The organism is Mesorhizobium sp. M0848 (genome assembly GCF_040319805.1).
Classification (GTDB): Bacteria; Pseudomonadota; Alphaproteobacteria; order Rhizobiales; family Rhizobiaceae; genus Mesorhizobium.
Map to the genome: position 1 here is coordinate 63,454 of NZ_JAMYOM010000025.1, position 24,763 is coordinate 88,216.

Genomic DNA, 24,763 nt, shown 5'->3' on the forward strand with positions numbered 1-24,763 from the left:
TACGACAGCGGGTGGGAAGTCATTCGACCCGGCGACAGCAACGCGGAAACTGGCTGACACAACCCGAGCGCCCGCCGTCCCTGCCGGCTTACGGGACGGGGAACGTCCCATTGCTCTCAGGCTGTCTGGTTTGTCTGGAACAGGTACGACCCTCTGAGGGCGCATACCCATGCCGAGCGGCGCAGTCTACATAAGGTTGACGATGGCGCTCGCACTATTTGTCCCTTGGTAGCGAGCCGCGACGGTTCTTCGGTTGGCTGCGAAAACTCCGGCAATTCTTACGGCACAGCTATAGCCGATGGCCGACGAACCGGCCTGCGAAGAAGGGTTGGCGAGATCGTCTTTACCCGACGCGCCGCAAGAACGGATAGTTCCCGGGATCAAGCATTGATCTCAGACCCCAGCGAGGCAAAGTTATCCGGGAACACAGGGTCACGACCACCACCGGCAGCAGCAGCATCGGCATCATCGCCACTCGATTGTAATAAGGCAGGCCGCTCGCTGCCATGTAGATCACGGTCATGACAATGCAGTATTTAGCCAAGCGCGCATCCGATTGCTTTTCGGCCTTGTGAAGCAGCAGGACGCTCACGACACACTGGAACAGTGAGTAGTAGAAGAACAGCGCCTTGTAGCCCACCTGATAAGTCAAGAACGCGTTGGTTGAGTACTGGGTGTAAAGCCCAGTCCATAAAAGGATCGGGGTGACGATCATCCCAGATAGAACAGTGATGTAATCGGTGACATAGCCGACGAACGTCAGGACAACGACCGCGACAAACAGCTTGCCGGACCTCGGCAAGAAGTCGGTGAGGATGTACACGCTCACGAACAATGCGGCGCTGTAATGGCTACCTATAGCGAGCGCCGCGAAGAGGACGGCCCAACGTTTTTGCCGATAATTCACCGCCCGAAAAAAGGCGAGAATGAATATCAGCGAAAACCCTTGCCTTAGCGTGTTTTGCCCGAGCTGTTCAAACCATGGCAGCATGATGAAGGCCACGGTAGCTAGTGCGCCAAGAAGCACATTGTTGCACTGCCGGGAGGCGTAGAAGAAATAGGCTGCGATCATCATCATGCTGTTTGCCAGCATGCTGTCGGAGAGCGAAAATCCCAGGTTTGCATACAGCCAGTGCATTGCTAGGAACACGCGCTCGTGCGCTACAGATGTCATATAGAGGACAAAGCCAGTTCGCGTCGCATAGGAGAAACCACGCGAATAGCTGACGATGTCGCCATCGGCTGTGTATGCCACGTAGTTGGCATAGTCAGTCCTCGAAACCGCAAATAGCATCACTGGCACTAAGCAGGCCAGTGCCGGGAACCAATTCTGGCGAACGGGCCGCATTCGACTCTCTCGTATAACGATGGCTGCAACCATTGCTCAACTCTTGCAATTTAATCAATGCCCATGGCGGCCGGCTGCCAAAACCCGGCAACAGCCCCGGCGCCGCGTCGATAAGCGTTATTGACGTTCTTTGCTTGGCTGGCCGCTCCTTGGTATGGGTCTGCGCTCGTGCTGCTGGCGAGGATGGACCATGATCGAAAGAGGCACCAAGGACAAAGACGCCCCATTCGATGAAGAAGCTGAGCTTCAGATCATGACCAACGAGATGGTATGGTTGGCGATCATCGTGCTTGGCCCGACCGCAACCTATTTCGTCTACTTGTGGATCGTCCCGCTGTTCAGTGCGCTTCGGTAGCCGATCAATACTCGATATAGTCGACCGTCACGCCAAGCCCGGACAGAGCGACGCCGGACCCGGCAGAGTTGGAGTTGAGGATCAACACGTCCCCAGGCTCCAGATATGCGCCGGCCGGGCTCGCAGTGACCCCGGCATCTCGCGACACAAAGGCAGTGAACCCGGTTGCGGTCGTGTCGATTGTCGCAGCGTTCGCAGATGAGCCTGCCCGATACCGCCGCAGGATGAGGTTCCGGTAGTTGGAGCCGCTTGCGGCAACGTCGGCGAGCACCTGATAGCTGGCCCGGGCGACAAGGCAACGACGCCGCGCGACGAACACGCACTTGTTCACGGTGCCGGTCGCCGAGTAGTCGCCCGCGATCGCCGTGATGCTCTCGCCGAACGTGTGCTTCTGCGCATCCCCTTGAAAAGTGACGGTGCCCCTGACGCGGTTGTTTTTGCCCCACCGGATGGAGTAGGGGTGGAGGAGATATTCCCACCTTACCAGCCCCTCAATGGTACGCCAGACAGCCGTGCCGTCGGCAATCCGCTGGTCGGTTCCGCTCGGGCCACCCGACGCCGCAGAGGTGCCGGCTGTCATGCAGATAAAGTAGGCACTCCCATTCCTCCGCACAGCATCAACCGCATAAGGTGTAAAGGCAGCCCACGCGGCAATGGATGCGCTGCCATCGTCGGTCACGGACAGTGCCGTCCCGGTTGGTCCCCCGCTGCTTGCCGAACGGCCCTCGGTGGTCGCACGGTAGAAATTTCCCCCGTTCGTCACCATGGCGTTGCGCTTGTAGATCGTGTCGGCAGCCCACGAGGCAATTGCGGTGCTGTCCCCATTGAGGTTCACGCTGCCCTCAATGTCGCACTCATCGACCGTAGCGCAACCTGCTCGCTGGTGTAGCGCGGTGATGACAAGGTCAGCCTGGGTTGATCCTGAAGTGTTGTTGCCCCGAGTGATAAGGCGACGCACTTTTACGCTCGATGGGGATTGAATACTGATGCCACCTTTATCGGAAGCCTCGATGCGCATCCCATCGATGTCGATATCAAGGTCTGACCATCCTATCTGATCGGCGTTGGCTACGCCTGAAAAGCAAGTAAAGGCGTGGTTGAAACCGCAGATCGCACGATAAGACGTTATGTCCTTGAGCTTCAGGTTGACGGCTTCGCGGATCCAGAAATACCCATGATCATCAAGCGTGATGTTCTGTAGCGTGATGTCCTGCACTGGACCCGTGCCTGCATGGCCGCCAGCCGCCCAATCCCACCCGATGTAGAAGGCAGGGGCCGTGGTCGAGCCGATGGCCGAGCCGCTGATGTTGGACAAAATAATGCGCTTGCTGACCTGAAAATTTCTGACAGCAGTACCGGCCACGTACTCTGCAAAAGTATCTGGCGTCGTCGTCTTGTAGTTGATGGTCGCGATGTTGCCGGTGTTGTGGACCGAGAAATCGCCGATCGACGCATCGATCTGGTCGTTGATGTCTATGCACTGGTTAACGCGCGCGACCGATTTGAAGACCCCGCCTCGGATCACGACAAGCTGGCTTGTGCCGTCGAGATCGATCGCCTCCGAGAAGTCCTCGAAAATGAAGTTGGTCATCACGAAGCTGTCGACATAGCGGACATTGAATCCGCCTGTCATTTTCTGGTGACGATGGCCGTTCACCTGCACGTTCTTGCTGTTCTGAATGTGGGTATAATAGCCGCGACGGCCGCCACTCGACTCGGCCTTGGTGTTGATAAACCGCAGACCATCAACGCCCACGGCGTAAAGGAAACGCTGGTTGCTGTTCGTCGCGTCGCCGTCATTGTTGGAATCGAAGGTGACGCCGTCGAACGCGATATTCTTGCGAGCGCCGACTGTCATATTTTTGTCGGTCGAGAAGACCGGTTGAATGTCGGTAGCGACAACACTTGCCCGGCTCACGCCATGCAGCACTGCTTCATGTCCGCTGAAGGTAACATTGTCGGCGGTCAGTGCCACCGCGCGATAGACATTGGCAGTGGTGTTGCCGAGCGTGAATGGCGAGACCGAGCCGGGCACCATCTTGTAGATGCCGGACGGAAACTCTACGCCGCCCGAACCCAGATTGTGCGCGGTCTGCACGGCTGCGGCATCATCAGTCGAGTTGTTTTTCCGGGCACCCTTCTGCGAAGCCGTCGGCGTGTCAGAGAGCGTGTATCCGACGACCGTCACGCCATCGTGCAAGGTGATCACGAGGTCGCCGGTCGTCGTGCCATTTTTGCGATAGACGCCGCCGCTGCCTGCCACATGGTTGCCGTCGTAGAATGCCGTGCGGATGTAGTCGGGCGCGACATCCGGCGAGAATGCTTCAGCCGTCGCTTTGGTAGCGAACTGAGGATCCATGACGGTCGTCATAGCGCCCGTTACGAGATCGAGAATTTCCTGTGCCGCCTCCTGAAGATCGCCGACGGCGTCGTCGGAGAGGTAGAAGCTGATCACGATGTTGTCAGTCCCGATCACCGGGTTATCGGTCTGGAAAGCGTAGACCTTGCTGGAGTTCGCGTTGCCCTGCTGGACATGCACCGTCGTTCCCTTCTGCATGGTGCGCCCGGTGCGGGCATCGGCGGCGCGGAACCATCGGCCTTCGCTTACCGTATAGATACCGTTTTGCGTCTGGTCGGCCTGGTCCTTGACCAGCACGCGGTCGCCCACCTCCGTCGCCACCCCGTCGATGGTCTGAAGGCCGAAAAACGCAATGCTGGCGGTCGTTGCCAGACAAACGGGTTCGCGCTCGCCGGTCAGAAGGCGAACGGCGGCGGCTGAAGATCGGGCCATGCTGGCTTGCTCCATGAAAAAAGCCCGCAAAAGCGAGGCTGAAAAAAGATTTTGGTCTTGCAATGCAGCGAGCCCATCCCTCGGGCCTGCCGATCAGCCGGCTGATGACATCAGTGGCGATTGTGATGGCGCAGCGGCGTCGAACTTCTCAGCAGAATCAAACCTCCTGAAGCCGCACAACGGCGTTCCAGCCATAGGTCTTTGCCGCGACGCCGGTAACGGTCACCTCAATTCCGGAAGCCCCAGCGGTGACCGACGCGTCGAGCGATGCGGCGTCGGTTGCATATTCGCCGATCACCGTTTTGGTGATCGCACCTTCGATCGCCAGGGTTCCGCCCGTGTTGCGGATCACCCCGGCGAACACATAGCCGGCGCTGGTCGACGATGAACCATCCGTGCGGCGGGCAGCGACATCGACGGTGAACTTTGCGCCTTGCCCTGGCCTGATCGGAACAAAGCTGTTTCCGGCTTCGAAGACCATAAGAACGGGCGTTGCGTCCGGCGTCGATTTATAGCCCTTGAAAAGATCGCCGCCCCGGTTTCCTTCAATCAGCGCTATGTGCGATCCGTCATCGGTTGGCTTGCCCGTCGCCGTGCCGGAGTAGATGTTGCCCCGCACCTCGATGTTCGGCGAGGATCCGCTGACTTTCACGTCGTTGACGACACTGCCGGTCGTCGCCTTGAAAAGGCCACCCGTCGCCCTCTGCCGTTCGCTCGATAGTGTCGACAGGGCGACATAGGACGATCGCGCATCCGCGATGCCTGCATGGGTTTGCGACATGTCGCCGTTCAATCGAACGCCGATGGAAGCGGCTGCGCCGCCCATGTCGACAAGCGTGTCAGCCGACACAATGGTCTCATCCGCCGCGCTGAAGACGCCATAGGCATTGGCCTGGGTGAACCCAAAGATGCGGCCGGCGCCAATCCTGACGCCGCGCGAGATCTGTTGCCCGGCCGGGGTTTCGATATAGATGCCCTGATGTGTCGCCTGGATGTCGAAGGACAGCAGGCGAAGATCTTCGATATGATGGCCGGTGCCGGCGCGAATGCCTTGCTGCACGCCTTCCGTCACCAGGCTGCGCACCTCGATATCCTTGGCCCCTCGCAGCACCAGACCATAAAGGCCATCCCTGGATTTGGCACTGATGCGAAGGCGTTTGTACTTCAACACCGATCCGGCGGGCACAGCGCTGCGGGTGAAGGCGACGGCCGCACCAAGCTGAACGCCGCCAAGCTGCGTCCAGTCGATATCCACCTCGATATCGCTCACCGGCCAGTCGTCGTCGCTCTCTGCATCGAAACCGTTCAAATAGGCACTCACGCGAGCGCGGCGGACAAACACGTGACTTGTGCCGGAAACATCGTCGTTGATGGTGACGATGTTGCGCGCCGTGTCGCCCCTGGCGTCGTCGATGTAGACCCAGTTGGAATCGGCAATGCGGTAGTGATCGCCTTGCGCACCGGTGAGCGTGCCATGCTCGATCGTGACGCCTGAAATGCCGCTGATGTTGAAAACGCCAAAGCCGTTCGGAGCCGCGACATGATTCCAGGCGCCGTTGACCTTTGGAGCGATGATGCGGTTGTCGCCCTTCAGGTTGAATAGGTGCGTGGCCTCCTCGGTGCGCTGTAAAAGCGCCTTGTCGTCAAACTCGACCATCAGCCCCTGCGGAATGTCGATATTGCCGGCCAGCGAAAATGTGCCAGCCGGGATGATCACCCTGCCCTGCCCGGCGGCAGCAATGGCGTTGACGATCGCGGTCCTGTTGTTGCCGGCTGCCGTGTCGGCGCCCGCAGCGCGAATGTTGATCTCCTTTGCCCTCGGTGCGTTGATGATGTCGAAGCCGGCTTTCGCCCCATCTTGCAGCGTGATCGCCAGGCCGCCCCCGCCAGCCGAAATGGTGCCATTCTTCCTGTAGAGGGCTTGGCCGTCGCCGACCTGCGAATAGCCGGCAGTCCTGATATAATCCGGCGCGATCGCCGGTGAGTATGCCTCTGCCGTCGCCTTGGTTGCGAATTGCGGATCGAGCACCGTCGTCATGGCGCCCGTCGCCACGTCCGCCGCGGCCTGGGCCCGGTCGATGATGCCTTGCGCGGCTGCCTGGATATCGCCGACGGTGTCGTCGGACTGGTAAAACGACAGCACAATGTCGTCGGCACCGATCACGGGGCTCACTGTCTGGAAGGCATAGACGAAAGCGGCCGAAGCCGTGCCCTCCTGGACATGCACCGTCGTTCCCTTCTGCATGGTGCGCCCCGTGCGCGCATCGGCGGCGCGGTACCAGTAGCCTTCCGAGGCCGTATAGATGCCGTTCAGCCTGGCGTCCGCCTGATCCTTGACCAGCACCCGGTCGCCGGTCGCTGTCTGGACGCCGTCAACCATTTTGAGGCCCTGGATCCAGGCAACGCCGTCGATGACGATCGTCTCCAGGTTCGCCGTCGTTGCCAGGCGCACGGGTTCGCGCTCGCCGGTCAACAGGCGAACGGCGGCGGTTGCAGGTCGGGCCATAAGGCTTGCTCCATGAAAAAAGCCCCGCGCAAGCGAGGCTGTGAAAAGGGTCTGATTTTGGGGCGTGGGCGCGTCGGGAGGTTAACCCCCGTCACATGGGTGGGACCGATAAAAGTGCGCTGTCACCGTAACTGCAGCACAAGGTCGGCATCAGCCTTTTCGCCTCGGTCAGCAACCCAGTTGCCGCGCTTTTCGCACGCACTATCGATCTTTTAGATAATTTCGCGCCCAGGCTCTTGCTTCGGGGCTGCCTACATTTGGCGAGTCGTGCTCTTGCACTATTTTCTTTGTCTAGATTTCACTCCGATCCGTATCGATAGAATTCATAAAAGTGCATCGTCACCGTAATCCCCCTCCGGGGAGATGTCGGGCAGGACGAGGGGGGCGCCGTAGAACGCCAGCCAGCACCGCAATTCCAATCAGAAAACAGCGTTCAACCTGCGAAGTTGTTGTCCACGAACATCTTGGCAAATTGCTGGGGCGTAAGCGTTACATTATTGACACGGGCGATTTCGAGATTCTTTGCCCACATATCCCGGATTGCTGCCGGCATTCCCTCGGGCATGTGCATGGCTTGGGCAATTGCATCATGCCATTGTCCGTCGCCGCCATAGATAGATTGCAGTTTGGGGGCCATCTTTTTCAAGCCACCCTCCGACTCTTGAGAAAGTTCTCCAATGGCCCAGAGCACATAAAGCTCCAGCAGCCTAAGCAGCGGCTGTCCATCGTAACGTGGGTTAGTCGCCATGTTTCCCCTCACGCATCATTGGTGGCGTATTCGATGAGTCTTTGGCAGATAGCCGACAGGCTGGGCTTTTCCTTCAGTGAAGCTACCCAGGCCTCGGTAAATTCAATCGCAATGAATATCTCGATGAAATATGTAAGCCCCGCTTTGGCTGCCGCCTTCGGAGGCACCGTGCTATCGTCGGGTGCGGTCGCAACCATTGCATTGGAATCTTCAGTCCAAGGCTCCGCCACATAAATCGTGTCATCCTCGTCAAAGTCCGACAACCGTCCAACAATATCCAACAACTTGATTATTTTCCCCATAAAGAAAATCCTCCTCGACGATTCGGGTGCAATGCTTTCTGAAAGATAGTCCCAGGATCATGCTGCGATCTAGGGACAAGTTGCATCACACCGGCTTTTATGTCGTGGTGCCAAGTGTAGCCGGGGGGCGCTCTTCGGGGAACGAGCCCCCTCTTTGTCCGCTGGAGGTTAATTCCCGCATCTTGCAGAGCTTTCGCGAAATCCGGCTCTCTTTCCATTAGCACCAGCAGGGCTTCGTTGGCCGCCTGGAAATGGCGTGGGCGCGAAACGTTCGGATATAATGCAGAATCTATCTCTGTCTCGAACACCACACTATAGAATTGACCGGTCGGCCCTCGACTAACGCCGTCGCCTGCTTCTTCTGTCAGCGGTTCGGACCCGGGTGTAGGTAAGTCGTCTACGCCTTTGTAAAGATCCGCTCCTTCAGAAAGAGCGTCCTCCGTCGAGTCGGCGAGCTTGCCGCTGCTTCTGCGAACAAGCGCCTCGGCCCCCTCCGCTAGGTCGTCGGACCGCCTCAAGACCTGCGAGAGTTCCTTAACCAAAGGCCCCGCAATCTTGCCGGCTTGTTGCAGGCCGACGGATACCAATTTCTCGGTGGGGAGCGTTCCTAAGACATTGAGAATGGTGTCGCCGACGTTGCCAGACATCGCGGACGCAACAGCCTTATCGGCCGCGACCATGGGCGCAATGCCGAGCAGCGAGATGCCCTGCTCGCCGGCTCCCTCGGAGCCAACCAGCATCCGCGCCAGATTACGCCGCACGCTGCTTGGCTTACTATCGCCGGCGATAAGGTAGCCAAGCTTATCTTGGGGCGTAGGAATGTAATTCGTGACTTCTACATGCGAGTCCCGCAGACCCAACTCGGCTGCTTGGCGCAGATCGAGCAGCATTTCGGGGTCGACTATCCAATCGCGACGTGTTCGATCAGCTAGGCTTCTCTCTGTCTGCGCTGCACTTGTCCGAATTAGGTGGTCTAGCATTGCCTTTTGGGCAGCTTCGGTAGGCAGTGCAGCAAAGAGGTTGTTTAGGGCGGGATCTTGCGGGTTTGTTCCGTTTTTGAGTCCGTCGACGACGCCTCCCGCCACGGAATTGGGCAGCGGTTGAATCTTCTCGAAGCCCAGTTGCTGCTGAGCGGCGATCGAGCCGATGATGGCTGCCTGATAGTCTTCCGGCGTCGAAAGATTGTTCCAAGCCGCATCGAGATTCGCGAACGTCTTACGTACATAGCCACCCGGATCGCCCTGCCTCTCTTTGAGCGTGAGGTCGGCGGCCGTGGCTATTACTTCATGACGCGCGCTGTCCTCTTCCGGCGTAGCACTATCGGCCTTGGGCGAGGACTCTTTAACTCTGGCCAAAACGGCCTCATTCGACATGCCACGCATGCTGTAGAATTGCCGACTGACATCCATTGCTTGGCTGAAGGCTTGGAAGCGCCTGACGCCTTCGGTGGCGCCGTAGAGAGCGATGAACTGCTCCGGAGTCTGCACGGGGCCGGAATAGGTTCCAGTTTCCCTGATGGAGCTTGGCGCATTCTGTTCGGCGAGGCCGATGCTGGTTCGTGTTTCGACCTGCCGTGCGATCTCAGCGGTCCGCGCTTTCTGGGCCAACGCTGGCCTGTCTTCAGGCGGGATGTCGTCCCGGACAACCTGCACCGCTCGCTCATATGGCGTCGGCTCGCCAAGGCGATCGTCCCTTGGCGCCACAGAACTTGTGGTATTTGCCTGCGGGCCACCAACCGCCTCGGCCGTATCATCTTTGATCCGGCTGCCAGCCCGCCCCGCACCCAGCATCTCAGCCGCCCGCTTCGGATCCTGGGCAATCATTGCCTGGACCAGCGCCTTGGCCGTGTTGGTGCGCCAGGTGGCCTCGGCTGTTTGCCGAATGATCGAGTTGCCGATCTTGGCGATCAGGTCGAAGCCGCTCTGCCGGATCGCCTCGAATGTCTCGGCGTCGTTCGGGTCGCCCTGTGCGATGGAACCCGTGGACATGTTGTCGATCTTGGTCCACTCGGCCAACTCATAGTCGTCGCGCTGCTGGAGCTGCCGCTGCGCCATGCGCCGCGCGCCAATCGCGCGCATCGTCTCCTTCTGCCTGGCGAAACCAGCGCGCTGACTCTCGGGCATGTTGGGCAAGGCATCATCGAACAGCGTGTCGAACAGGCCTGTTTTGACCACCTCGCCGGTGCGCGGGTCGACCTGGCCGTACATGGTTTCATGCAGGCCGCTGCCGTCGGCCGGCGCGTTCGCGGCCACCTCGTCTTCCGCCTGCGCGATCCGGCCGTTGAACCGGCGGCGCGCCAGCTCGGCGTCGAACGCCTCTTGCTGGTCCCTCATCTGCTGGTAGCGCTCGGCGATAGCCGAGAACTGGTCGCCAAGACCCTGCATGGCGCCGCCAATCGGCGATCCCCCGGGGTACGGCACCGCATTGCCGGCATCGAGCCGGCGCTGCGCTATGTGGAGCGGAATGGTGGCCATCAGTAGAGGCCTCCGGTGGACGAGCCGCCCGGCGGCGGTGGGAAGGCGCCCTTGCCGAAGGTCACGGCCTTGGTCGGGTCGTAGAGGCCGGAGAGACCCGATACGAGATTGCTGCCGGCCTTGAAGATCGAGGCCGTGACCGCCTGCTTGCCGGAGAAGCGCGAGAGCGCGGCTTGCGTATTGAGACTGTTCTGGCGCAGTTTCGAGCCGTACTGGATCGCGTCGAGATCAAGCTGGCCCTGCCTGGCATTGGCGGCCAGCACCTCGGCCGGCGAGCCTGATATGCCGACGCCCGAGGCGCCGGCCTGCGCACGCGCCTGGCCCAGCAGGAGATCCTGCTTATGGCGCTCCTGGCTCTGCTCGAAGGCGGAACTCTGCGCCTCGGCCTGCGCTTGCTGCCCGTAGGCCTTGGCCTGATAGTCGGCCATCTGCTTCGACTGCTGGCCTTCGACCAGCGCGCCGCCAACAGAAAGGGCGGTGCCGATAAGGGCAAGTGTGCACATGCGTTCAGCCTCGTTCGCCAAAGGAGGTGTTTGCGGGAATGAATTTGCTTTTGACGCCGTCCACCGGCGCGCCGAGCGCCGGGCGCGGGTCGAGCGCACCGCCGGGGGTGAGGAACGACACAAGCAGCCTGTCGGCCTGCAACGCCGGCCGGCTGAGACGGGCGGGTGCAGCGGCCCGCGGGCCGGCCATGGCGGCGCGGCGGGTCGTGGTCAGATTGATCTTCAGCTCGGCGACGCCGGCGGCATCGAACAGGCCGTTGGCGGTGGCAATGGTGCGGGCGAGCGCATCGGCCTCGAACAATTCCTGGCGCAGCAGTTCGACCAGCCGGCGGGCGCTGCCCCAGCGCTCGCCAAGCGTTGCAGCTTTGGCCTTGATCTCGTCGCCAAGCGCGGCGATGTCGGCCCGCGCTTCGCCTTGCGCGGCCTCCGCACGGCGCTTGCCGGCGGCGTCGATGGTCTTTTCCAGCAGCCCGATCTGGTCGTTGCAGTCGTCCAGCGCGGCACGCGCGGCGGCCAGGTCGCCATCGCCGAAGACCGCGCGGTCCTCGGCTTGCGCCAGTTCGGTTCTGCAGTGAAGCGCGTCGTTGAGGTCGGTGTCGAGCAAGGCGATGACGGCGGCGAATTCGGCAGCCGTCCGCGCCATCCCGAGGATTTCGGCATGGGGAGATGTCATTTCGGGGATCCTTTGGTGAATTGTTATCTCCCCACTCGAGGGGGAGATGGCCGGCAGGCCAGAGGGGGGTCGGCACGACCGGGTGCGACCTACCGCGGCAGATGAGATTGGCGCTTCGCGTGGAGCGTCGGCATCCTCTTTCAACGTGGAGGAGGTTGGCGTCCGGTCGAACCGACCCCCTCTGTCGCCTCCGGCGACATCTCCCCCTCAAGGGGGGAAATCACCATCTTCAACGCCGGCGCTCTACGGCTCGGCGTCGAACACCGGCGTGAACGCACGGATCGTGCAGGGCGTCGGGTTGACATGGCGGATCCGCACTCGGCCCGGCCCTTCCCAGCTGTCGTCGATCGGCACCTCGACATTGCCGGTGAACAGCGTTGCCCGCCCGTCCGGCGCGATGATCGAGGGCATGCGCACCGGCTCCCAGCGGCCGCGCATCAAGGACTGGACTTGAAGCCCCGTGGTGTCGGTCTCCAGCAGCGACAGGATCACCTTCGCCACCTTCTTGCGGCGGCCGATGATGGAGCCGTCGCGGCCGCCGACATCGAGCTCCAGCGTGTCGGCGCCCGCCGCGTAGGGCAGGCCGAGTTGCCATTTGGCGGCGGTAGAACCGCCCGGCAGCGTGACGGTGCCGCCGCCGCTGACGGTCAGCCCGCGATAGACCTTGCCGTCGGCGAGCACATCGACGGACTGGCCGGCAAGGTGCATGGCGCCGCCCACCGTGGTGACCGCAAGACCCGCGTAGGACAGGCCGCAATCGACCTCGAAGGCGTCCGCGATGGCGCCGTATTCGAACGGCGCGGTCTTGATCTCGATGTAGCGCCTGGTCACGCCGCCAATGCTGCGCTTCACGATCAGCCAGAGATCGTCATTGCCGTCCTGGCCGGGGGTGACCGCAGCGCTTTCGACATCAGCCCAATTTGAACCATCGGAGCCCGCCCCGCTGACGTTGCCGCCCAGGCGATGCCGGTGCATGCCGCGCACCTCCTGGCTCGGCTGATGGGTGTAGCCGCCAAGCTCGCCATTCTCGAGCGGGAACCACAGCAACGGGTCGGGATCGGTCTGGAAGGCGAGCTCGACCACACCCTTTTTGGGAATATGCTCGGAGACCTGGCCGACATCGTCCGAAGCAAAACGGCTCTGCGCCGTCTGCGTCAGCTCGGCGATCGATTTGCGCGAGCGTGTGACATAGAGGAACGACTGGCCGGCATCCACCGGGCGGATGCGGGCGCAGCCAAAGGTGCGCGAGCGCCGGTTCTTGAACGAGGAGGGCGTCAGCGCCTCGTCGATGCCCGAGCCCGACAGGGCGCGGATGCCGCCTGAGGTGCCGATCAGAAGCGCGCCGTCGCTGTCGGCGATCCAGACAATGTCGTTGGCCTGGCCGCCGCCCGCCTGGACGAACTCCAGCGCATCGTCGTCCTTCTCGCCGAGAGCGAAATTGTCGAAGTCGCCGGTGGCCGAGGCATAGACCGAGAATTTGCGGCTGAAGGCCAGCCGCTCCTCATAGAGCGAGCCGCTCTCCACATGTTTTCCGGGAACAAACGTACCGAGCCGCCAGCGCGTGATCGGGTTCATGTTCGGCAGCGCATGGCCGTAGAGGATCACTTTGACCACCGTGGTGCTGGTGCGGCTGGTGATCCTCGCCCACCGCCAGATGCCGTCGGCGCCCAACAAGCGGATGGCGCGGCCGACATCGGTCGCCTGGAAGCCGGTGTCATTGTTGATGCCGATGCTTGAAGACGCGGTGATGTCGAACGGCGTCTGGTCGAATGCGGCGACATGGATCGCAAGCTCGGCCGAAACGCTGCTTTCGGCATCATCGCCGCCACCGCCGCTGAACACCAGTTGATGATATTCAAAGGCCGATTTGTTCGTGAATTCGTAGAAGCGCGTCTCGCCATTGCCCCAGCCGAGCTCGCCCGTACGAGTATCCAGGGTGACCCAGTTGGTGCCATCATTGGAACCCTGCAATTCCCAGGCGGTGAAGAAATCATAATTGCCCGTTGCCACCCGTGACGTGGTGATCCAGTAGGCATCGGCCACGCGCTGTGAACCGCCGGCATTGCGGAACCGGATATAGCCGTCACCGCCGCCAGAGATCTGGATATCCTGCGTCTTGTCGCGGTCGAACATCTGCCAGGCAGAGGCGCTGCCGCTGCCGGTGGAAGCGGTGCCGGAAGGCGTCGTGTTGCTGGTCATCTGCGGCGTCAGATGCCCGGTGTCGGACGGTGTCAGCGTCGTCGCCGTGTCGTTGACCGGGTCGTAGGGACCGTCGAGGAATTCAAAATCCGTCAGAGCCCACGCCGTGTGTGCGCTGCGCGTCAGCACCTTGGGCGGATAGTCCCGGTGAGTGACCCACATCTGGTCGGCCGACTGGACATAGGCGAGCTCGAACAGGTCCGCCTCGAGATAGGGCGAAGCGACCTCCACCGTGTCGACGCGCGCGCCATAGGCATGGACGCGGATGTACCGGTCGCCGAATTCGAGCGCATAGGCTTGATCGGCCGAGAAGATGAACGGGATCAGCCGCGTCGTCTTCGCGGAAATCTTCACCTCGCCGGCAAAATAGGTGCCGCCGCGCTTGCGGATGCCGCCATGCGGCAGGGTGATGAAGTTCTCGCATTTGGCCAGCGCCGCCCGATAGAAGTCGAGCGAGGCGCGTGCATGCAGGCGCGGCGAGATCTCGCCGCGGGTGAAGACGTCCTGGACGGGATAGAGCGTCGTCATCAGCGCGCAATCCTGTTGTCGCCGCGCTGATTGGACCACGAGGCGGTGTAGAGCCGGCTGCCGCGCTGGATGGCGTTGGCGTTGAGCGCCGCGTCCAGCGCCCGGTCATAGGCCGAGCGGGCAATATCGATCATGCCTGACTTGTGCGTCAGCGGATGCGCCACCTTGACGGCAAGGGCCGCCACCAGAACCTCGGTGAACAGCGCATCCCAGTCGTTGGGATCGGTGAGGTTGGCGACGTAACGGATGGTCAGCGGGCCGGACTGGTCGGAATAGATCAGCCCCGCCTCCTGGCGCCACGAAATCGGCACGCCGTCCGGCTCGCCATCACGGGTCAGCGGCAGCGGCCGCAGGCAGTCGGCCGGCAGTTCATAGGCAAAGGTCAAGCCGCAATCGCTGCCGGTGTCCGCCCCGGCAACCGTGGCGCGCAGGATGGCGAACACCCAGGCACATTTGGTAAGTTCTGCTTCCCTTGCGAGGTCGAAATGCAAGTTGAGCAGCCGTGCCGCCTTGACGTCCTGATCGAGACTGTCGATCGGCGCCTCGTCGAGCACGGCCAGCGCCATGTTGGCGATATCGAGCGGGGTGATGGCCATGGGTCAGCGCCTCGTCCATGTGGGTCGGGTCATGATTTTCTCCGGGCATGAAAAAAGCCGCTGCGAAGCGGCTGGGGGTTTGGATGGCGATATTCAGAGATCGTGCTCTACGCCCCCTCCGATCTCCCTTCGTGGGGTTGAAGAGTGGTCCGCGTAGCGGACGGAAAGCCAACTGCTTGGCTTTCCGAATGACGAAAGCCGGCAGGACGGAGGGGGCGCTAAGAAATATTGTCAGAACGAGGAATTACGGCGGCAGCGCACTATTTTCCAAGTCTCAGTCCGGACATGCTATCGACAAAACGCGCGAGATCTCCGGCATCTCACTGTTATTCGTGATTCCAACCCTTAATATCGGACGAAATCCACTAATCGAGCAATTCGAAAGATGGAAACTTACGTACCACCCAAGCCATGGAGATAGATATCCATCCCGGCTTGTAACTTTCCCATCCTTGCTGCAAGAAACGCTCGCGCTGGATTCCTCATTCACGAAAACGAGGTGGTACGTCGTTCCAGATCCTGCCGCTTCATCCAGTTTGGTGCCTGCAATTTCCAGCGTTCCGCCCACAAATCCGTCCTTCTCAAGCTTGACGAGAAGAGGGCTGCAATAAACAAAAATTGCAGCAGCCACCAAGATAGTTGCGGTCGTCAGAACCATCACTTTCTTCATTTTCTTTTCTCGTGAAAGATCATTGCCGGAGGCAGTGAAGTCTGAAGTAGTCCGGCCTCCAGGGCAAGGCGCGCGATTTCGTCGGGCGCGACCCCGGGTAAAGCTTCGCCCAACACACGGCCGACATTGTTATTTATCAAATCCATCGCGCGCTCATATCGGTCATTCGGATGGGATATCTCATAGGCATCCGATATCTTCTTCGCTTCGTTGACCCCAAGCGATTGCGCCATCTTGGCCGACCATTCGGCATGTCTCAAAGCACCCGCTGCATTATTGACGCCTGGATGAGATTGGAGCGATGCCGTTCCCATGAGGAATTGCGGTGACAATGCACTATTTCCAGTTCTCAGTCTGAAGATTCACTGCAGTCACATGGGTGCGGCCGACAAAAATGAGCCGTCGTCGCAATTCAAAAGCGTAATCCCGTTACTGTTCGTAAGGCTCGACCACGGCAAACGGTATTCCCAACGACTCCAGCAGATCGAGAATGCGTTGCGAGATGACGAGGCGATAATCTGCTGCGATACCGAAGTCGTCGCGGCCAGCCTCGCCATTCACTTTCAACCAGACAAATGGCGGAAGTTCCTGCCCAGGCTGGTCCTCATGGAACTCTTCGGAGGTTGTCACTTCGACTTCGGCGAACGTCGCACCTGAAAAGCCCATCTTGTGCAGAGCGCGCTGGGTTTCTTCGGTGGCGAGGTAACACGGGAACGTCGTAACGAGCACATCGCCGAACCAGCCCTCTACCTCGTAGTGAAGCTTGGTCACAATCGGCGGATGGACACTCGTGTCAAGAACGGTGTGGTTGCCAAGCCCACCAGCAACGTTCGGTTCTATGTAAAAATATTGCATCACTCACCTATCGGAGGATTGAACAGATTTCAGTATTTCTTATCGAGGTAATGGCGATTATTGATCATCCCCGTTGACGGGGAGAAGGTCCCGGCAGGAGGTTGAGGGGCAGCGAAGGTCTGAAAATCTGGCGCTACAGAACGCCCAATCCGCGAAGTTGTTGTCCACGAATATCTCGGCAAATCTCTCGGGCGGGAGGGTCGTGCCGTTGACGCGAGCGATTTTGAGATTCCTTGCCCACATATCCCGATTGCTGCCGGGATTCCTCCGGGCATGTGCATGGCTTGGGCAATTGCGTGATGCCACCGTCCATCGCCACCAAACAGAGATTGCAGTTTGGGGGCCATTCTTTTCAAGCCCTCTTCCGACTCTTGAGAAAGTTCTCCGATCGCCCAGAGCACATAAACATCCAGCAGTCTAAGCAGCGGCTGTCCGTCATAACGTGGGTTAGTCGACATTTAACCTCTCACGCATCATAGGTGGCATAATAAATAACGCGTTCGCAGATAGCGGAAACGCTTGGCTTTTCTTTCTGCGGATGCAACCAAAGCCTCGGTAATCTCGATCGCAAGGTTGATTTCGAGAAAGTATGCCAGGCCCTCTTTAGCTGCCTCGGCTGGTACCAACACCCCATCCTGCTGAGGCAAAACCATTGCGTCTGAATCCTCGGTCCAAGGCTCCGCCGCGTAGATTGTGGGCTCCGCTGCGTAGACCGGGTCCTCCTCGTCAAATTCCGACAACCGTCCAACGATATCCAGCAACTTCATTTTTTCCCCATAGGGAAAATCCTCCTCGGCCATTCGGATGCAGTGTCTTCTGGAATTACGGTGACAGTGCACGCTGCAGTCACATGGTGCAGCCGACAAAAGACGGACTGTTATCGCATTCAACAAGCGTAATCCGTTACTGCTCGTAGGGTTCGACCACTGCAAACGGTATTCCCAATGATTCCAGCAAATCAAGAATGCGCTCCGAGATGACAAGGCGATAGTTTGCTGCGATCCCGAAGTCGTCGCGGCCAGCCTTCCCATTCACTTTCAACCAGACGAAAGGTGGAAGTTCCTGCCCAGGTTGATATTCATGAAACTCTTCGGATGTCGTCACTTCGGCTTCAGCGAACGTCGCACCCGAAAAACCTATGTTCTGCAGTGCACGCTGGGTTTCTTCGGTGACGAGGTAACACGGGAACGTCGTAACGAGCACATCACCGGTCCAGCCCTCTACCACGTAGTGGAGCTTGGTCACAATCGGAGGATGGACGCTGGGGTCCAAAACGGTGTTTCTGCCAAGCCCACCAGCCACATCAGGTCTGATATAGAAATACTGCATTATCCACCTATTGGAGGGTTGAACAGATGTCCGTATTTTTTGTCGATATAAGCCACGTAGTCCAGCACCTGCTGACGAGTGGCCTGAGGATGCGACGCATAAAATTCGTCCCATTCGTATCGGAAAATTTTGTTGTGCAAGAGGTTGTCCAAGCTTTTAGGAATCCCACGCAGATTCTGAAGCGAGTGCATCTCCTCTTCGGCCACGAGCCCGAGATATCTGTTCAAGATTTGCTGCTCAGCCGCGTGGTGGACCACAACTTCACCCTCCAGTTTCGGGTTCGCGTCGAGAAACGTTTTGCGGTAATTTTTTGAAAGAGCCTTGCCAAACGATGCCCCCGCGTACTTTATCTTTGAGGGGTCTCTCGCGATTGACTTTATTATTTCAAGAAGCTCGGCCTTGTCGGGCTTTGCACCTGTGCCCAAGCGGTAAGCGGCCTTATTTGCTGCATTTACTGCACGAGCCTCCGCACCGACGGCTTGGCGAGCCACCGCGCCCTCAGCGGCAAGCTCCGATGTGGCGCGCGAACCACTTGTTGCAAACTCCTCCAGCGGTTTGGCAAACTTGCCGGTCCCGCCGCGGATATGGCCAAGCCTTTTGCAACAGCTTCGCCGACTGTCTCTAATGCCAAGCGCCCTTCAGCAACCGCCCCCGAGCCAGGGGTGGCGGGCAGTTGCTCAAGGAAACCCAAAGGAGAATCGTGCAGATCCTGGAGAGCTATCCCAATGTCATGCGGGATTCGGCCTAGGGCCTCGAAACCCTCGCTCAGATAATCGCCGAAGTCGTCCGCAGCTCGTTGGAGTGCAGACCGGGCTTCGCCAGGAGGCGCTGATGGAAGCCGTCCTTGCACTGTCGCAGCAGTGACGATCGGGCCGACTTGGGCCGATCGAGAAAGGCCAGCTTGATCCAACTGCTGAGATAAGGCCTGGCGGACACCCGGATCGGGCGCTGCTGCTAGAAGATCACGCAGGATGATGTCCTTCTTAGCCTGCGGCATGTTTTTGTCGCCGAAGGTGTCAGCTATGCTTTGGACAACGGCCTTCGGCAGAGGTTGAGGGGTCTCGATGCCGAGTTGCCTCTGGGCTGCGACAGAGACGGCGATGGCCCATTTGTACGCCTCCGGATTGCCGGTCTCCGACTTGCCATCCGGGCTCGTTGTCGCCTTCCACGCGGCGTCGACATTGGGGAAGACCTCGCGGACGTAGCCAGCAGGGTCCGCCCGCCTCATGTCCAGGGTCTTGAGCGCAGCGGCAGCCGTAACCCGATACCGTGTCTCCTCTTCGTTGGAGCCGACCGGCCCAGGCTCCGCATCGCGCAGCGCTGCGTGGATCGCCTGGTTGGGCATCGTCCGCATGCCAAAGGCTTGGCGGCCGACATCCATCTTCAAGCTGAAGTCTTGGTACCGATCGCCGCCCTCCTCGGCGCCATAACGGCGGCGAAGTCGGCGGGGCTGGGCATCTTGCCGGAATAGCTTCCCGTATTGGCGATCGCGTTCGGGGCGTTCTGCGCAGCGAGAGCGATGTTGGTGCGCGCCTCGATCAATTGGGCCGTATTCGCGGCGTGTGCCTGGTTGATCAGCCGCTGAATGTCATCTGGAGACAGGTCGGCGAGATGGTCGGTTGCGGGCTTGATCGCCGTATCAGGCGCCGGAGCAATGTCCCCAAACGCCTGCGCCACGCGCTCGTCTGGCGTGAGCTTGCCAACGCGATCGCCTTTCGCGGCAGCCGCCTCTGATCTGCCCGAGGCAAGAACCCAAGTGATCGGCTGAACGTCTCCCGAAGACTCTTCCGGGGTCCTGACACCAAACGTCTCCAGCGCGCGTTTCGGATCCTTGGCGATCAGCGCCTCGAAACGCGTCTTGGCCGCGGTGCCGAACCAGTCCTTCACCTTCTGCTGTCTGATCCCGGGGTCGAGCCCCATCTTGGCGATCAAGTCGAGCCCTTCCTGGCGGGCTACTTCGAAGGTGACAGGATCGTCGGGATCGGCGTTGCCGATGGCGATGCCGCTGGTCGTGAGCACCGTGTCGACCTGCGCTTGTTCATAGTCTTCGCGCTGCTGAAGCTGCCGCTGCGCCATGCGCAGCGAGCCAACCCTGCGCATCGTCTCCTTGTGCTCGGCGAAAGCGGCGCGCTGGCTCTCAGGCATGTTCGGCAAAGCCTTGTCGAACAGCCTGTCGAACAGGCCGGTCTTGACGACCCTGCCGTCGTACGCATTGACCTGGCCGTACATGGTCTCATGCAGGCCGGCGCCGTCAGCCGGGGCGTTGGCCGTCACCTCATCTTCCGCCTGCGCGATCTGGCCGTGGAAGCGGCGGCGGGCCAATTCGGCGTCGAACGCCTCCTGCTGGTCCTTCATCTGCTGGTAGCGCTCGGCGACAGCGGAAAGGTGATCGCCCAGCCCGTGCATGGCGCCGCCGATTGGCGACCCCTGCGGATATTGCGGCGCGTTGCCGGTGTCGAGCCGGCGCTGGCCAATGGAAAGGGGGATGATGTGTACCATGGCTGTTCCCTGCTCACGAAGCACTGAGGGCTGAACGGCCGAAAATCACCCGGCCGCTGCGGCACGGCCGGCAATGGCGCTCGAGGCCGATGCCTTCGTCGGATCCGGATTTTGGAGAGGCCGCCAACGAGCGTGTTGCCCACGCATTGATTCGGCGGGCCAATCCTGTGCCGGCGACGGATTCCGGCTCTGTTTGTCACGCCAGGATCGGAACATGGTCGGCGCCAAGTTTAGAAAAGAAGCGGGAGCGCATCGCCCCCGCCCCCCGCCTCGGTCCTATCAGGCCTCGGTCGTCTTCAGCGCGATGAACGTCATGTTCTTGACGCTCGACGCGGTGCGGTCCCAGTTCGCAGCCAGCGCCAGTTCCGCATCGGTGGCGAATTCGCCGGCCGAGGAGGCGTCGAGGAAGCGGGTGCCGGGCACATGCGGCACAAAATGCCGGCGGCCGACCATTTCGGTGATGCCGCCGCCATGGCCCTGGCGCGGCTTGCGGTCGAACTCCAGCGGGCCGCCCTCGGTGTTGACCGGCAGCTCGTTCCACAGGATCGCCTTGTCCTTGAACATGAAGGCGGTGTAGACGCCCGCCGTGACCGGGATATCGTCGTCGACCACGGCCCGCAGACCCATATAATAGGGGATCAGCGGTCCGCCCTGCTCGGAAGACGGCACATAGTCGATGAGGTCGGCGAGCTTCAGCGCCTTCATCTGCTTGGAGTGCATCCAGATCGTCTTGAACTTGTCCGCGCGGTCGCCCATCAGATAGGCGGCCTCGATGATGTCGGTGTCGACGATGGAGGCGCCGGTGGTGCGCACCAGGTCGCCGCCGTCATTGGCGACGTTGTCAGCGACGACGCCTTTCAGGATGCCGAGCAGGGTCAGCTTGTTGGCGCGCTGCCAGTACTCGGTCTGCCGCTTGACGATCAGCTTCTGCGGATCGTCGCCGGCTAGGATCGAGGTCAGGTCCGGAACGCCCCACGCCTGGGCGCGGACATTGCGGGCGGCGACCTCGCGGCGCGAGCCGATCTTCTTCATCTCGATGGAATCAGCCGGATCGTCATTGACCGGTTCGGACGGATCGTTGCCGAGGTCCTTCCAGCCGGGCATGTCGACGGAGCGGCCGCCCATCGACAGCTTTGACGAGATGGCCGGGTCGGAAAACAGGATTCCGGCCTGGTAGATCTCGAGCGACTGCACATGTTCCTCGAAAGCATATTGCGCATAGACGGACGGAACGATCGCGTCCGCGATACGGGTGTAGGCATCTGCCATTTTTCTCTTCCTTCAGGTTTGGGTTGGCGGCGGGTGCCCCCTCACCCAGCCTCTGCTTCGCTCGGCTGACCTCTCCGGGGGAGAGGAGACTTGCGACGTCGGCGCGCCTCTTCTCCCTGACGAGGAGAAGGTGGACGCGAAGCGGCCGGATGAGGGGCGTTTCAGTGCGGCTGATCGATCGTCAGCGCGGGTTGTTGGGCATCCAGCGGTCGGGGTTCTCCCCGGCCTCGCGAGCCAGCCGTCGGGCGCGGGCGGGGTCGCTTTTGACGAGGGCTGAGATATCAGTCAGGTTGCGTTCGCCGGCGGCGTTGCGCTTGAACGGATTGGCTCCGCTCCGACCAGCACCGCCGTCGATCGTGTCTTCGCGGAACATCGCCTCGCCGATCGCCTGGAACGCCCTGGCGATCTGCGGATCGGTCAGCGCCCCGTTGGGCAGAAGGATGCCCTTCGCCTTGTAGGCGTCGACCAGGCCGAGCTTTTTCATCGCCCGGTTGGCGACCTCCAGCTTCTGGCGAAAGCCGTCGCTGTCGGTCGGTCCCCAGTCCCTGACAAGGTCGTCATGGGTGGCTTCGACCGAGCGGGCGAGCGCGGTTTCCTGACGCGCGGCCTGCTCGGCCATGTAGCCGACGAACTTGTCATGATAGGCCTGCGCGGTCTTCGGCGAAGCACCCGCCTCGACCGCCCAGGCCTTGGATGCGTTGGCGAGTTCGTCCGAATAGGCGAAGTTTTCCGGCAGTCCTTCCGGCCTGATGTATTCGACCTTCTCGGACGAGGTGACCGGACGCATGGCCTCGGGCAGCCGGGCATGAAACCGGTCCCAGTCTTCCCGCGATGCGTCCGGGGCGGGAACGCGCAGGCTCTCACCCTGCTGCCGCTCCAGCTCCGCATAGGATGTGAAAACCCGATCGAGGCTTTCAGGCTTGGTCCAGCCCTTGGTTTCAGCGAGCTTGCGGTTGCCTTCGGAAAGACCGTCAAACCAACTTTTGGCGGCAGGCGCGGCGGACCCGTTGTCCGCGCCTGCCGGTGACTGTGCCGGGTTGCCCGCCGGCTGCGCACGCGCCGCCACGGACCCGGCGTCTGCCAGATCTGTCATGTGTGAGATTCCTTTGTTGAGGTTAGAAAAGACCCGACGGCAAAAGCTTGGTATCTCCCCCCTCGAGGGGGAGATGGCCGGCAGGCCAGAGGGGGTCGCCGCGCGTGGAGCGCCAACTTCATTCGTCGCCGGGAGTCGCGCCCAGTCGAACCGACCCCCTCTGTCGCCTTCGGCGACATCTCCCCCTCGAGGGGGGAGATTAGCGCTTAGACGTCGCCCCAGTTCTCCCAAAGCAGCGTGATTGTTCCGGTCACGGCAATCGTCCCGTCAGCGTCGATATCGGAACCGGTTGCAAACGCGAGGTTGAGATGGAGATCGACCGGCGTCGTGGTGCCATCCAGCGTCACTGCGGCGGCGATGTCGGCAACCGAAGCCGTGGACAGTGCGGCGCCGGCGCCGTCGAGCGTGCGGGCCGTCGACGCCAGCACATTGACCATGGTTCCAGCCAGCGTCGCGCTCGATGCCGCCGCCGAACCGAGCGACCAGTTCAGCGCTGCATTGTCGTTGATGGTCGCCGCGCGGGTACCGAGCACAGCGAACTGCAATCTTGCCGTGCCGCCCTTGATGCGCACCTTGCCCTCGATGAAGTCGAAGATCTTTTGGGCAGCATAGGCCAGCGCATCGGTGACCGGCACCTGCATGCCGGCGAAGGTGAAGACGGTGCGATACGATCCGCCCTGCCCTGTGGTGACGGCTTTCAGGCCGGGCCTGGGCGGGGCAAGGCCGGCCTCGCGGGCGGCGGCGCGGACAAGCGTCCGGGGAAGACCTCGGGTCATGGCATTTCTCCATTGGTGAGTGAAATTCTGGAAGCCCGACCGAGTGAACCCCGGCACCGGGCCGAACCATCGAAGGCTGAATCATTTTGACAAGGAGCGGCGCTAGCGCCTTGTTCGAAAGAGGTGTTTTCGGCCCTCGGCCCATCAACGCCCGAGAAACCATGTCTTATATCGTGAGGCCGCGTGCCCCCGTTCCGCCGCAATGCGAACGCACGGGACGAGCCATAGGGATTTCAGGCCTTCAAGGGAGACCGCACATGAACTTTCACAAAGCCATAGCCGCCGTGCTGATGACTGCAGCACTGGCAGGCTGCGCGCAGACCGAGGGGCAGCAGCGGGCCGGGACCGGCGCGCTGATCGGCGGCGCCGGCGGCGCCCTCGTCGGCCAGGCCATCGGCGGCAACACCGAAAGCACGCTCATCGGCGCCGGTGCCGGCGCCCTGCTCGGCGCGGTTGTCGGCAGCTCCACCACGCCGCAGCGCCGCGGCGAACAGATGTGCCGCTACCAGGACCGCCGCGGCCGCATCTACACGGCACCCTGCGACGACCGGTACTACAACGGCGATTATTGAGGCGCTGATCTTCCCTTCTCCCCCCTGTGGGAGAAGGTGGCCGCGCAGCGGCCGGATGAGGGGTGTTCCAGCTTGGCGACACCCTTTTCCGAATTGCGGTGACAGTGCACTATTTTCCAGTTCTCAGCCCAAACGTTCGCTGCAGTCACATCGGTGCAGCCGACAAATGAACTGTCATCGCAATTAAAAAGCGCGATCCCGTTACTGTTCGTAGGGTTCGACCACTGCAAACGGTATTCCCAACGACTCCAGCAAATCAAGAATGCGTTTAGAAATGACGAGACGGAAGGGTGTTGCGATCCCGAAATCGTCGCGGCCAGCCTTCCCGTTTACCTTCAGCCAGACGAAAGGTGGTAGCTCCAGCCCGGGTTGATCCTCTTGACACTCTTCCGAGGTAGTCACCTCGGCCTCGGCGAACGTCGCACCTGAAAAGCCCATCTTCTGCAGTGCGCGCTGGGTTTCTTCAGTAACGAGGAAACAGGGGAATGTCGCAACGATCACATCGCCGAACCAGCCTTCTACCTCATAGTGAAGCTTGGTCACGATTGGCGGATGGACGCTCGAGTCGAGAACGGTGTTTTCGCCGATCCCGCCAGCGACGTTCGGCCTTATTTTGAAGTATCCGGTCGACCCGTTGGTCGGATGCCCCCCGTGCCGCCTCATGTGTCTCTCCCGCG

At 60.9% G+C, this 24,763-nt stretch carries 24 protein-coding genes; 2 read left to right on the top strand and 22 right to left on the bottom strand.

The window, feature by feature from the left end:
* Positions 1 to 343: 343 nt before the first annotated feature.
* Complete coding sequence (locus NKH95_RS25695) at positions 344 to 1,381, bottom strand: EpsG family protein (RefSeq protein ID WP_352441211.1); 1,038 nt, start codon at positions 1,379 to 1,381, stop codon at positions 344 to 346.
* A 157-nt stretch (positions 1,382 to 1,538) separates the two neighbouring features.
* On the opposite strand from NKH95_RS25695, the gene NKH95_RS25700 reads away from it, so the two are divergent.
* Positions 1,539 to 1,703 carry a hypothetical protein gene (locus tag NKH95_RS25700; protein WP_352441212.1) on the top strand — a complete coding sequence of 55 codons (165 nt, stop codon included), beginning with the start codon at positions 1,539 to 1,541 and terminating at the stop codon, positions 1,701 to 1,703.
* Between the two features lie 4 nt (positions 1,704 to 1,707).
* Here NKH95_RS25700 and NKH95_RS25705 read toward each other — a convergent pair whose 3' ends face one another.
* From NKH95_RS25705 to NKH95_RS25800, 20 genes are all read right to left on the bottom strand, one after another.
* Positions 1,708 to 4,509 (bottom strand): hypothetical protein, encoded by a 2,802-nt coding sequence (locus NKH95_RS25705; RefSeq protein WP_352893655.1) that lies wholly within the window; start codon positions 4,507 to 4,509, stop codon positions 1,708 to 1,710.
* A 142-nt stretch (positions 4,510 to 4,651) separates the two neighbouring features.
* The gene (locus tag NKH95_RS25710; protein ID WP_352793206.1) at positions 4,652 to 7,000 is read right to left on the bottom strand and encodes a glycoside hydrolase family protein; all 2,349 of its coding nucleotides are present in this window, start codon (positions 6,998 to 7,000) and stop codon (positions 4,652 to 4,654) included.
* A 433-nt stretch (positions 7,001 to 7,433) separates the two neighbouring features.
* Positions 7,434 to 7,748: a hypothetical protein gene (locus NKH95_RS25715; protein ID WP_023814083.1), complete on the bottom strand. Its 315-nt coding sequence runs from the start codon at positions 7,746 to 7,748 to the stop codon at positions 7,434 to 7,436.
* Between the two features lie 8 nt (positions 7,749 to 7,756).
* Positions 7,757 to 8,050: a hypothetical protein gene (locus NKH95_RS25720; protein ID WP_023814084.1), complete on the bottom strand. Its 294-nt coding sequence runs from the start codon at positions 8,048 to 8,050 to the stop codon at positions 7,757 to 7,759.
* Complete coding sequence (locus tag NKH95_RS25725) at positions 8,038 to 10,524, bottom strand: HNH endonuclease (protein ID WP_352893656.1); 2,487 nt, start codon at positions 10,522 to 10,524, stop codon at positions 8,038 to 8,040. The genes NKH95_RS25720 and NKH95_RS25725 overlap by 13 nt, the downstream gene beginning before the upstream one ends.
* The gene (locus NKH95_RS25730) at positions 10,524 to 11,027 is read right to left on the bottom strand and encodes a hypothetical protein (protein WP_031213873.1); all 504 of its coding nucleotides are present in this window, start codon (positions 11,025 to 11,027) and stop codon (positions 10,524 to 10,526) included. Before NKH95_RS25730 ends, NKH95_RS25725 begins: the two co-directional genes overlap by 1 nt.
* A 4-nt stretch (positions 11,028 to 11,031) precedes the next feature.
* Entirely contained in the window at positions 11,032 to 11,700 is a 669-nt protein-coding gene (locus tag NKH95_RS25735; RefSeq protein ID WP_031213875.1) for a hypothetical protein, read from the bottom strand.
* Between the two features lie 243 nt (positions 11,701 to 11,943).
* The gene (locus tag NKH95_RS25740) at positions 11,944 to 14,427 is read right to left on the bottom strand and encodes a phage tail protein (protein ID WP_352630439.1); all 2,484 of its coding nucleotides are present in this window, start codon (positions 14,425 to 14,427) and stop codon (positions 11,944 to 11,946) included.
* On the bottom strand, positions 14,427 to 15,023 hold the full coding sequence (locus NKH95_RS25745) for a phage connector family protein (RefSeq protein ID WP_023814089.1): 597 nt from the start codon (positions 15,021 to 15,023) through the stop codon (positions 14,427 to 14,429). The genes NKH95_RS25740 and NKH95_RS25745 overlap by 1 nt, the downstream gene beginning before the upstream one ends.
* A gap of 274 nt (positions 15,024 to 15,297) precedes the next feature.
* On the bottom strand, positions 15,298 to 15,693 hold the full coding sequence (locus NKH95_RS25750; protein ID WP_352630436.1) for a hypothetical protein: 396 nt from the start codon (positions 15,691 to 15,693) through the stop codon (positions 15,298 to 15,300).
* Positions 15,690 to 16,025 carry a DUF6973 domain-containing protein gene (locus tag NKH95_RS25755; RefSeq protein WP_128304615.1) on the bottom strand — a complete coding sequence of 112 codons (336 nt, stop codon included), beginning with the start codon at positions 16,023 to 16,025 and terminating at the stop codon, positions 15,690 to 15,692. Before NKH95_RS25755 ends, NKH95_RS25750 begins: the two co-directional genes overlap by 4 nt.
* A 97-nt stretch (positions 16,026 to 16,122) precedes the next feature.
* Positions 16,123 to 16,548, bottom strand: a complete 426-nt coding sequence (locus NKH95_RS25760; protein WP_023814092.1) for a hypothetical protein — start codon at positions 16,546 to 16,548, stop codon at positions 16,123 to 16,125.
* A 473-nt stretch (positions 16,549 to 17,021) separates the two neighbouring features.
* Complete coding sequence (locus NKH95_RS25765) at positions 17,022 to 17,348, bottom strand: hypothetical protein (protein ID WP_023814094.1); 327 nt, start codon at positions 17,346 to 17,348, stop codon at positions 17,022 to 17,024.
* Positions 17,349 to 17,451: 103 nt separating this feature from the next.
* Positions 17,452 to 17,877 carry a hypothetical protein gene (locus NKH95_RS25770; RefSeq protein WP_023814095.1) on the bottom strand — a complete coding sequence of 142 codons (426 nt, stop codon included), beginning with the start codon at positions 17,875 to 17,877 and terminating at the stop codon, positions 17,452 to 17,454.
* The gene (locus NKH95_RS25775) at positions 17,877 to 18,368 is read right to left on the bottom strand and encodes a hypothetical protein (RefSeq protein ID WP_352893657.1); all 492 of its coding nucleotides are present in this window, start codon (positions 18,366 to 18,368) and stop codon (positions 17,877 to 17,879) included. Before NKH95_RS25775 ends, NKH95_RS25770 begins: the two co-directional genes overlap by 1 nt.
* Positions 18,329 to 19,264, bottom strand: a complete 936-nt coding sequence (locus NKH95_RS25780; protein WP_023814097.1) for a hypothetical protein — start codon at positions 19,262 to 19,264, stop codon at positions 18,329 to 18,331. Before NKH95_RS25780 ends, NKH95_RS25775 begins: the two co-directional genes overlap by 40 nt.
* Positions 19,261 to 20,376 carry a hypothetical protein gene (locus tag NKH95_RS25785; RefSeq protein ID WP_023814098.1) on the bottom strand — a complete coding sequence of 372 codons (1,116 nt, stop codon included), beginning with the start codon at positions 20,374 to 20,376 and terminating at the stop codon, positions 19,261 to 19,263. Before NKH95_RS25785 ends, NKH95_RS25780 begins: the two co-directional genes overlap by 4 nt.
* Before the next feature lie 279 nt (positions 20,377 to 20,655).
* Entirely contained in the window at positions 20,656 to 21,645 is a 990-nt protein-coding gene (locus tag NKH95_RS25790) for a Coat protein (protein WP_352554723.1), read from the bottom strand.
* 181 nt (positions 21,646 to 21,826) lie between these two features.
* Positions 21,827 to 22,738, bottom strand: coding sequence for a hypothetical protein (locus NKH95_RS25795; RefSeq protein WP_352441223.1), 912 nt, complete (start codon positions 22,736 to 22,738; stop codon positions 21,827 to 21,829).
* Positions 22,739 to 22,944: 206 nt separating this feature from the next.
* Positions 22,945 to 23,514, bottom strand: coding sequence for a hypothetical protein (locus NKH95_RS25800; RefSeq protein WP_352441224.1), 570 nt, complete (start codon positions 23,512 to 23,514; stop codon positions 22,945 to 22,947).
* Positions 23,515 to 23,771: 257 nt separating this feature from the next.
* Between NKH95_RS25800 and NKH95_RS25805 the strand changes: the two genes are divergently transcribed.
* On the top strand, positions 23,772 to 24,086 hold the full coding sequence (locus tag NKH95_RS25805; RefSeq protein ID WP_027040217.1) for a YMGG-like glycine zipper-containing protein: 315 nt from the start codon (positions 23,772 to 23,774) through the stop codon (positions 24,084 to 24,086).
* A gap of 201 nt (positions 24,087 to 24,287) precedes the next feature.
* On the opposite strand, the gene NKH95_RS25810 is transcribed toward NKH95_RS25805, so the two are convergent.
* Positions 24,288 to 24,749, bottom strand: coding sequence for a hypothetical protein (locus NKH95_RS25810; RefSeq protein ID WP_352441225.1), 462 nt, complete (start codon positions 24,747 to 24,749; stop codon positions 24,288 to 24,290).
* Positions 24,750 to 24,763 lie beyond the last annotated feature (14 nt).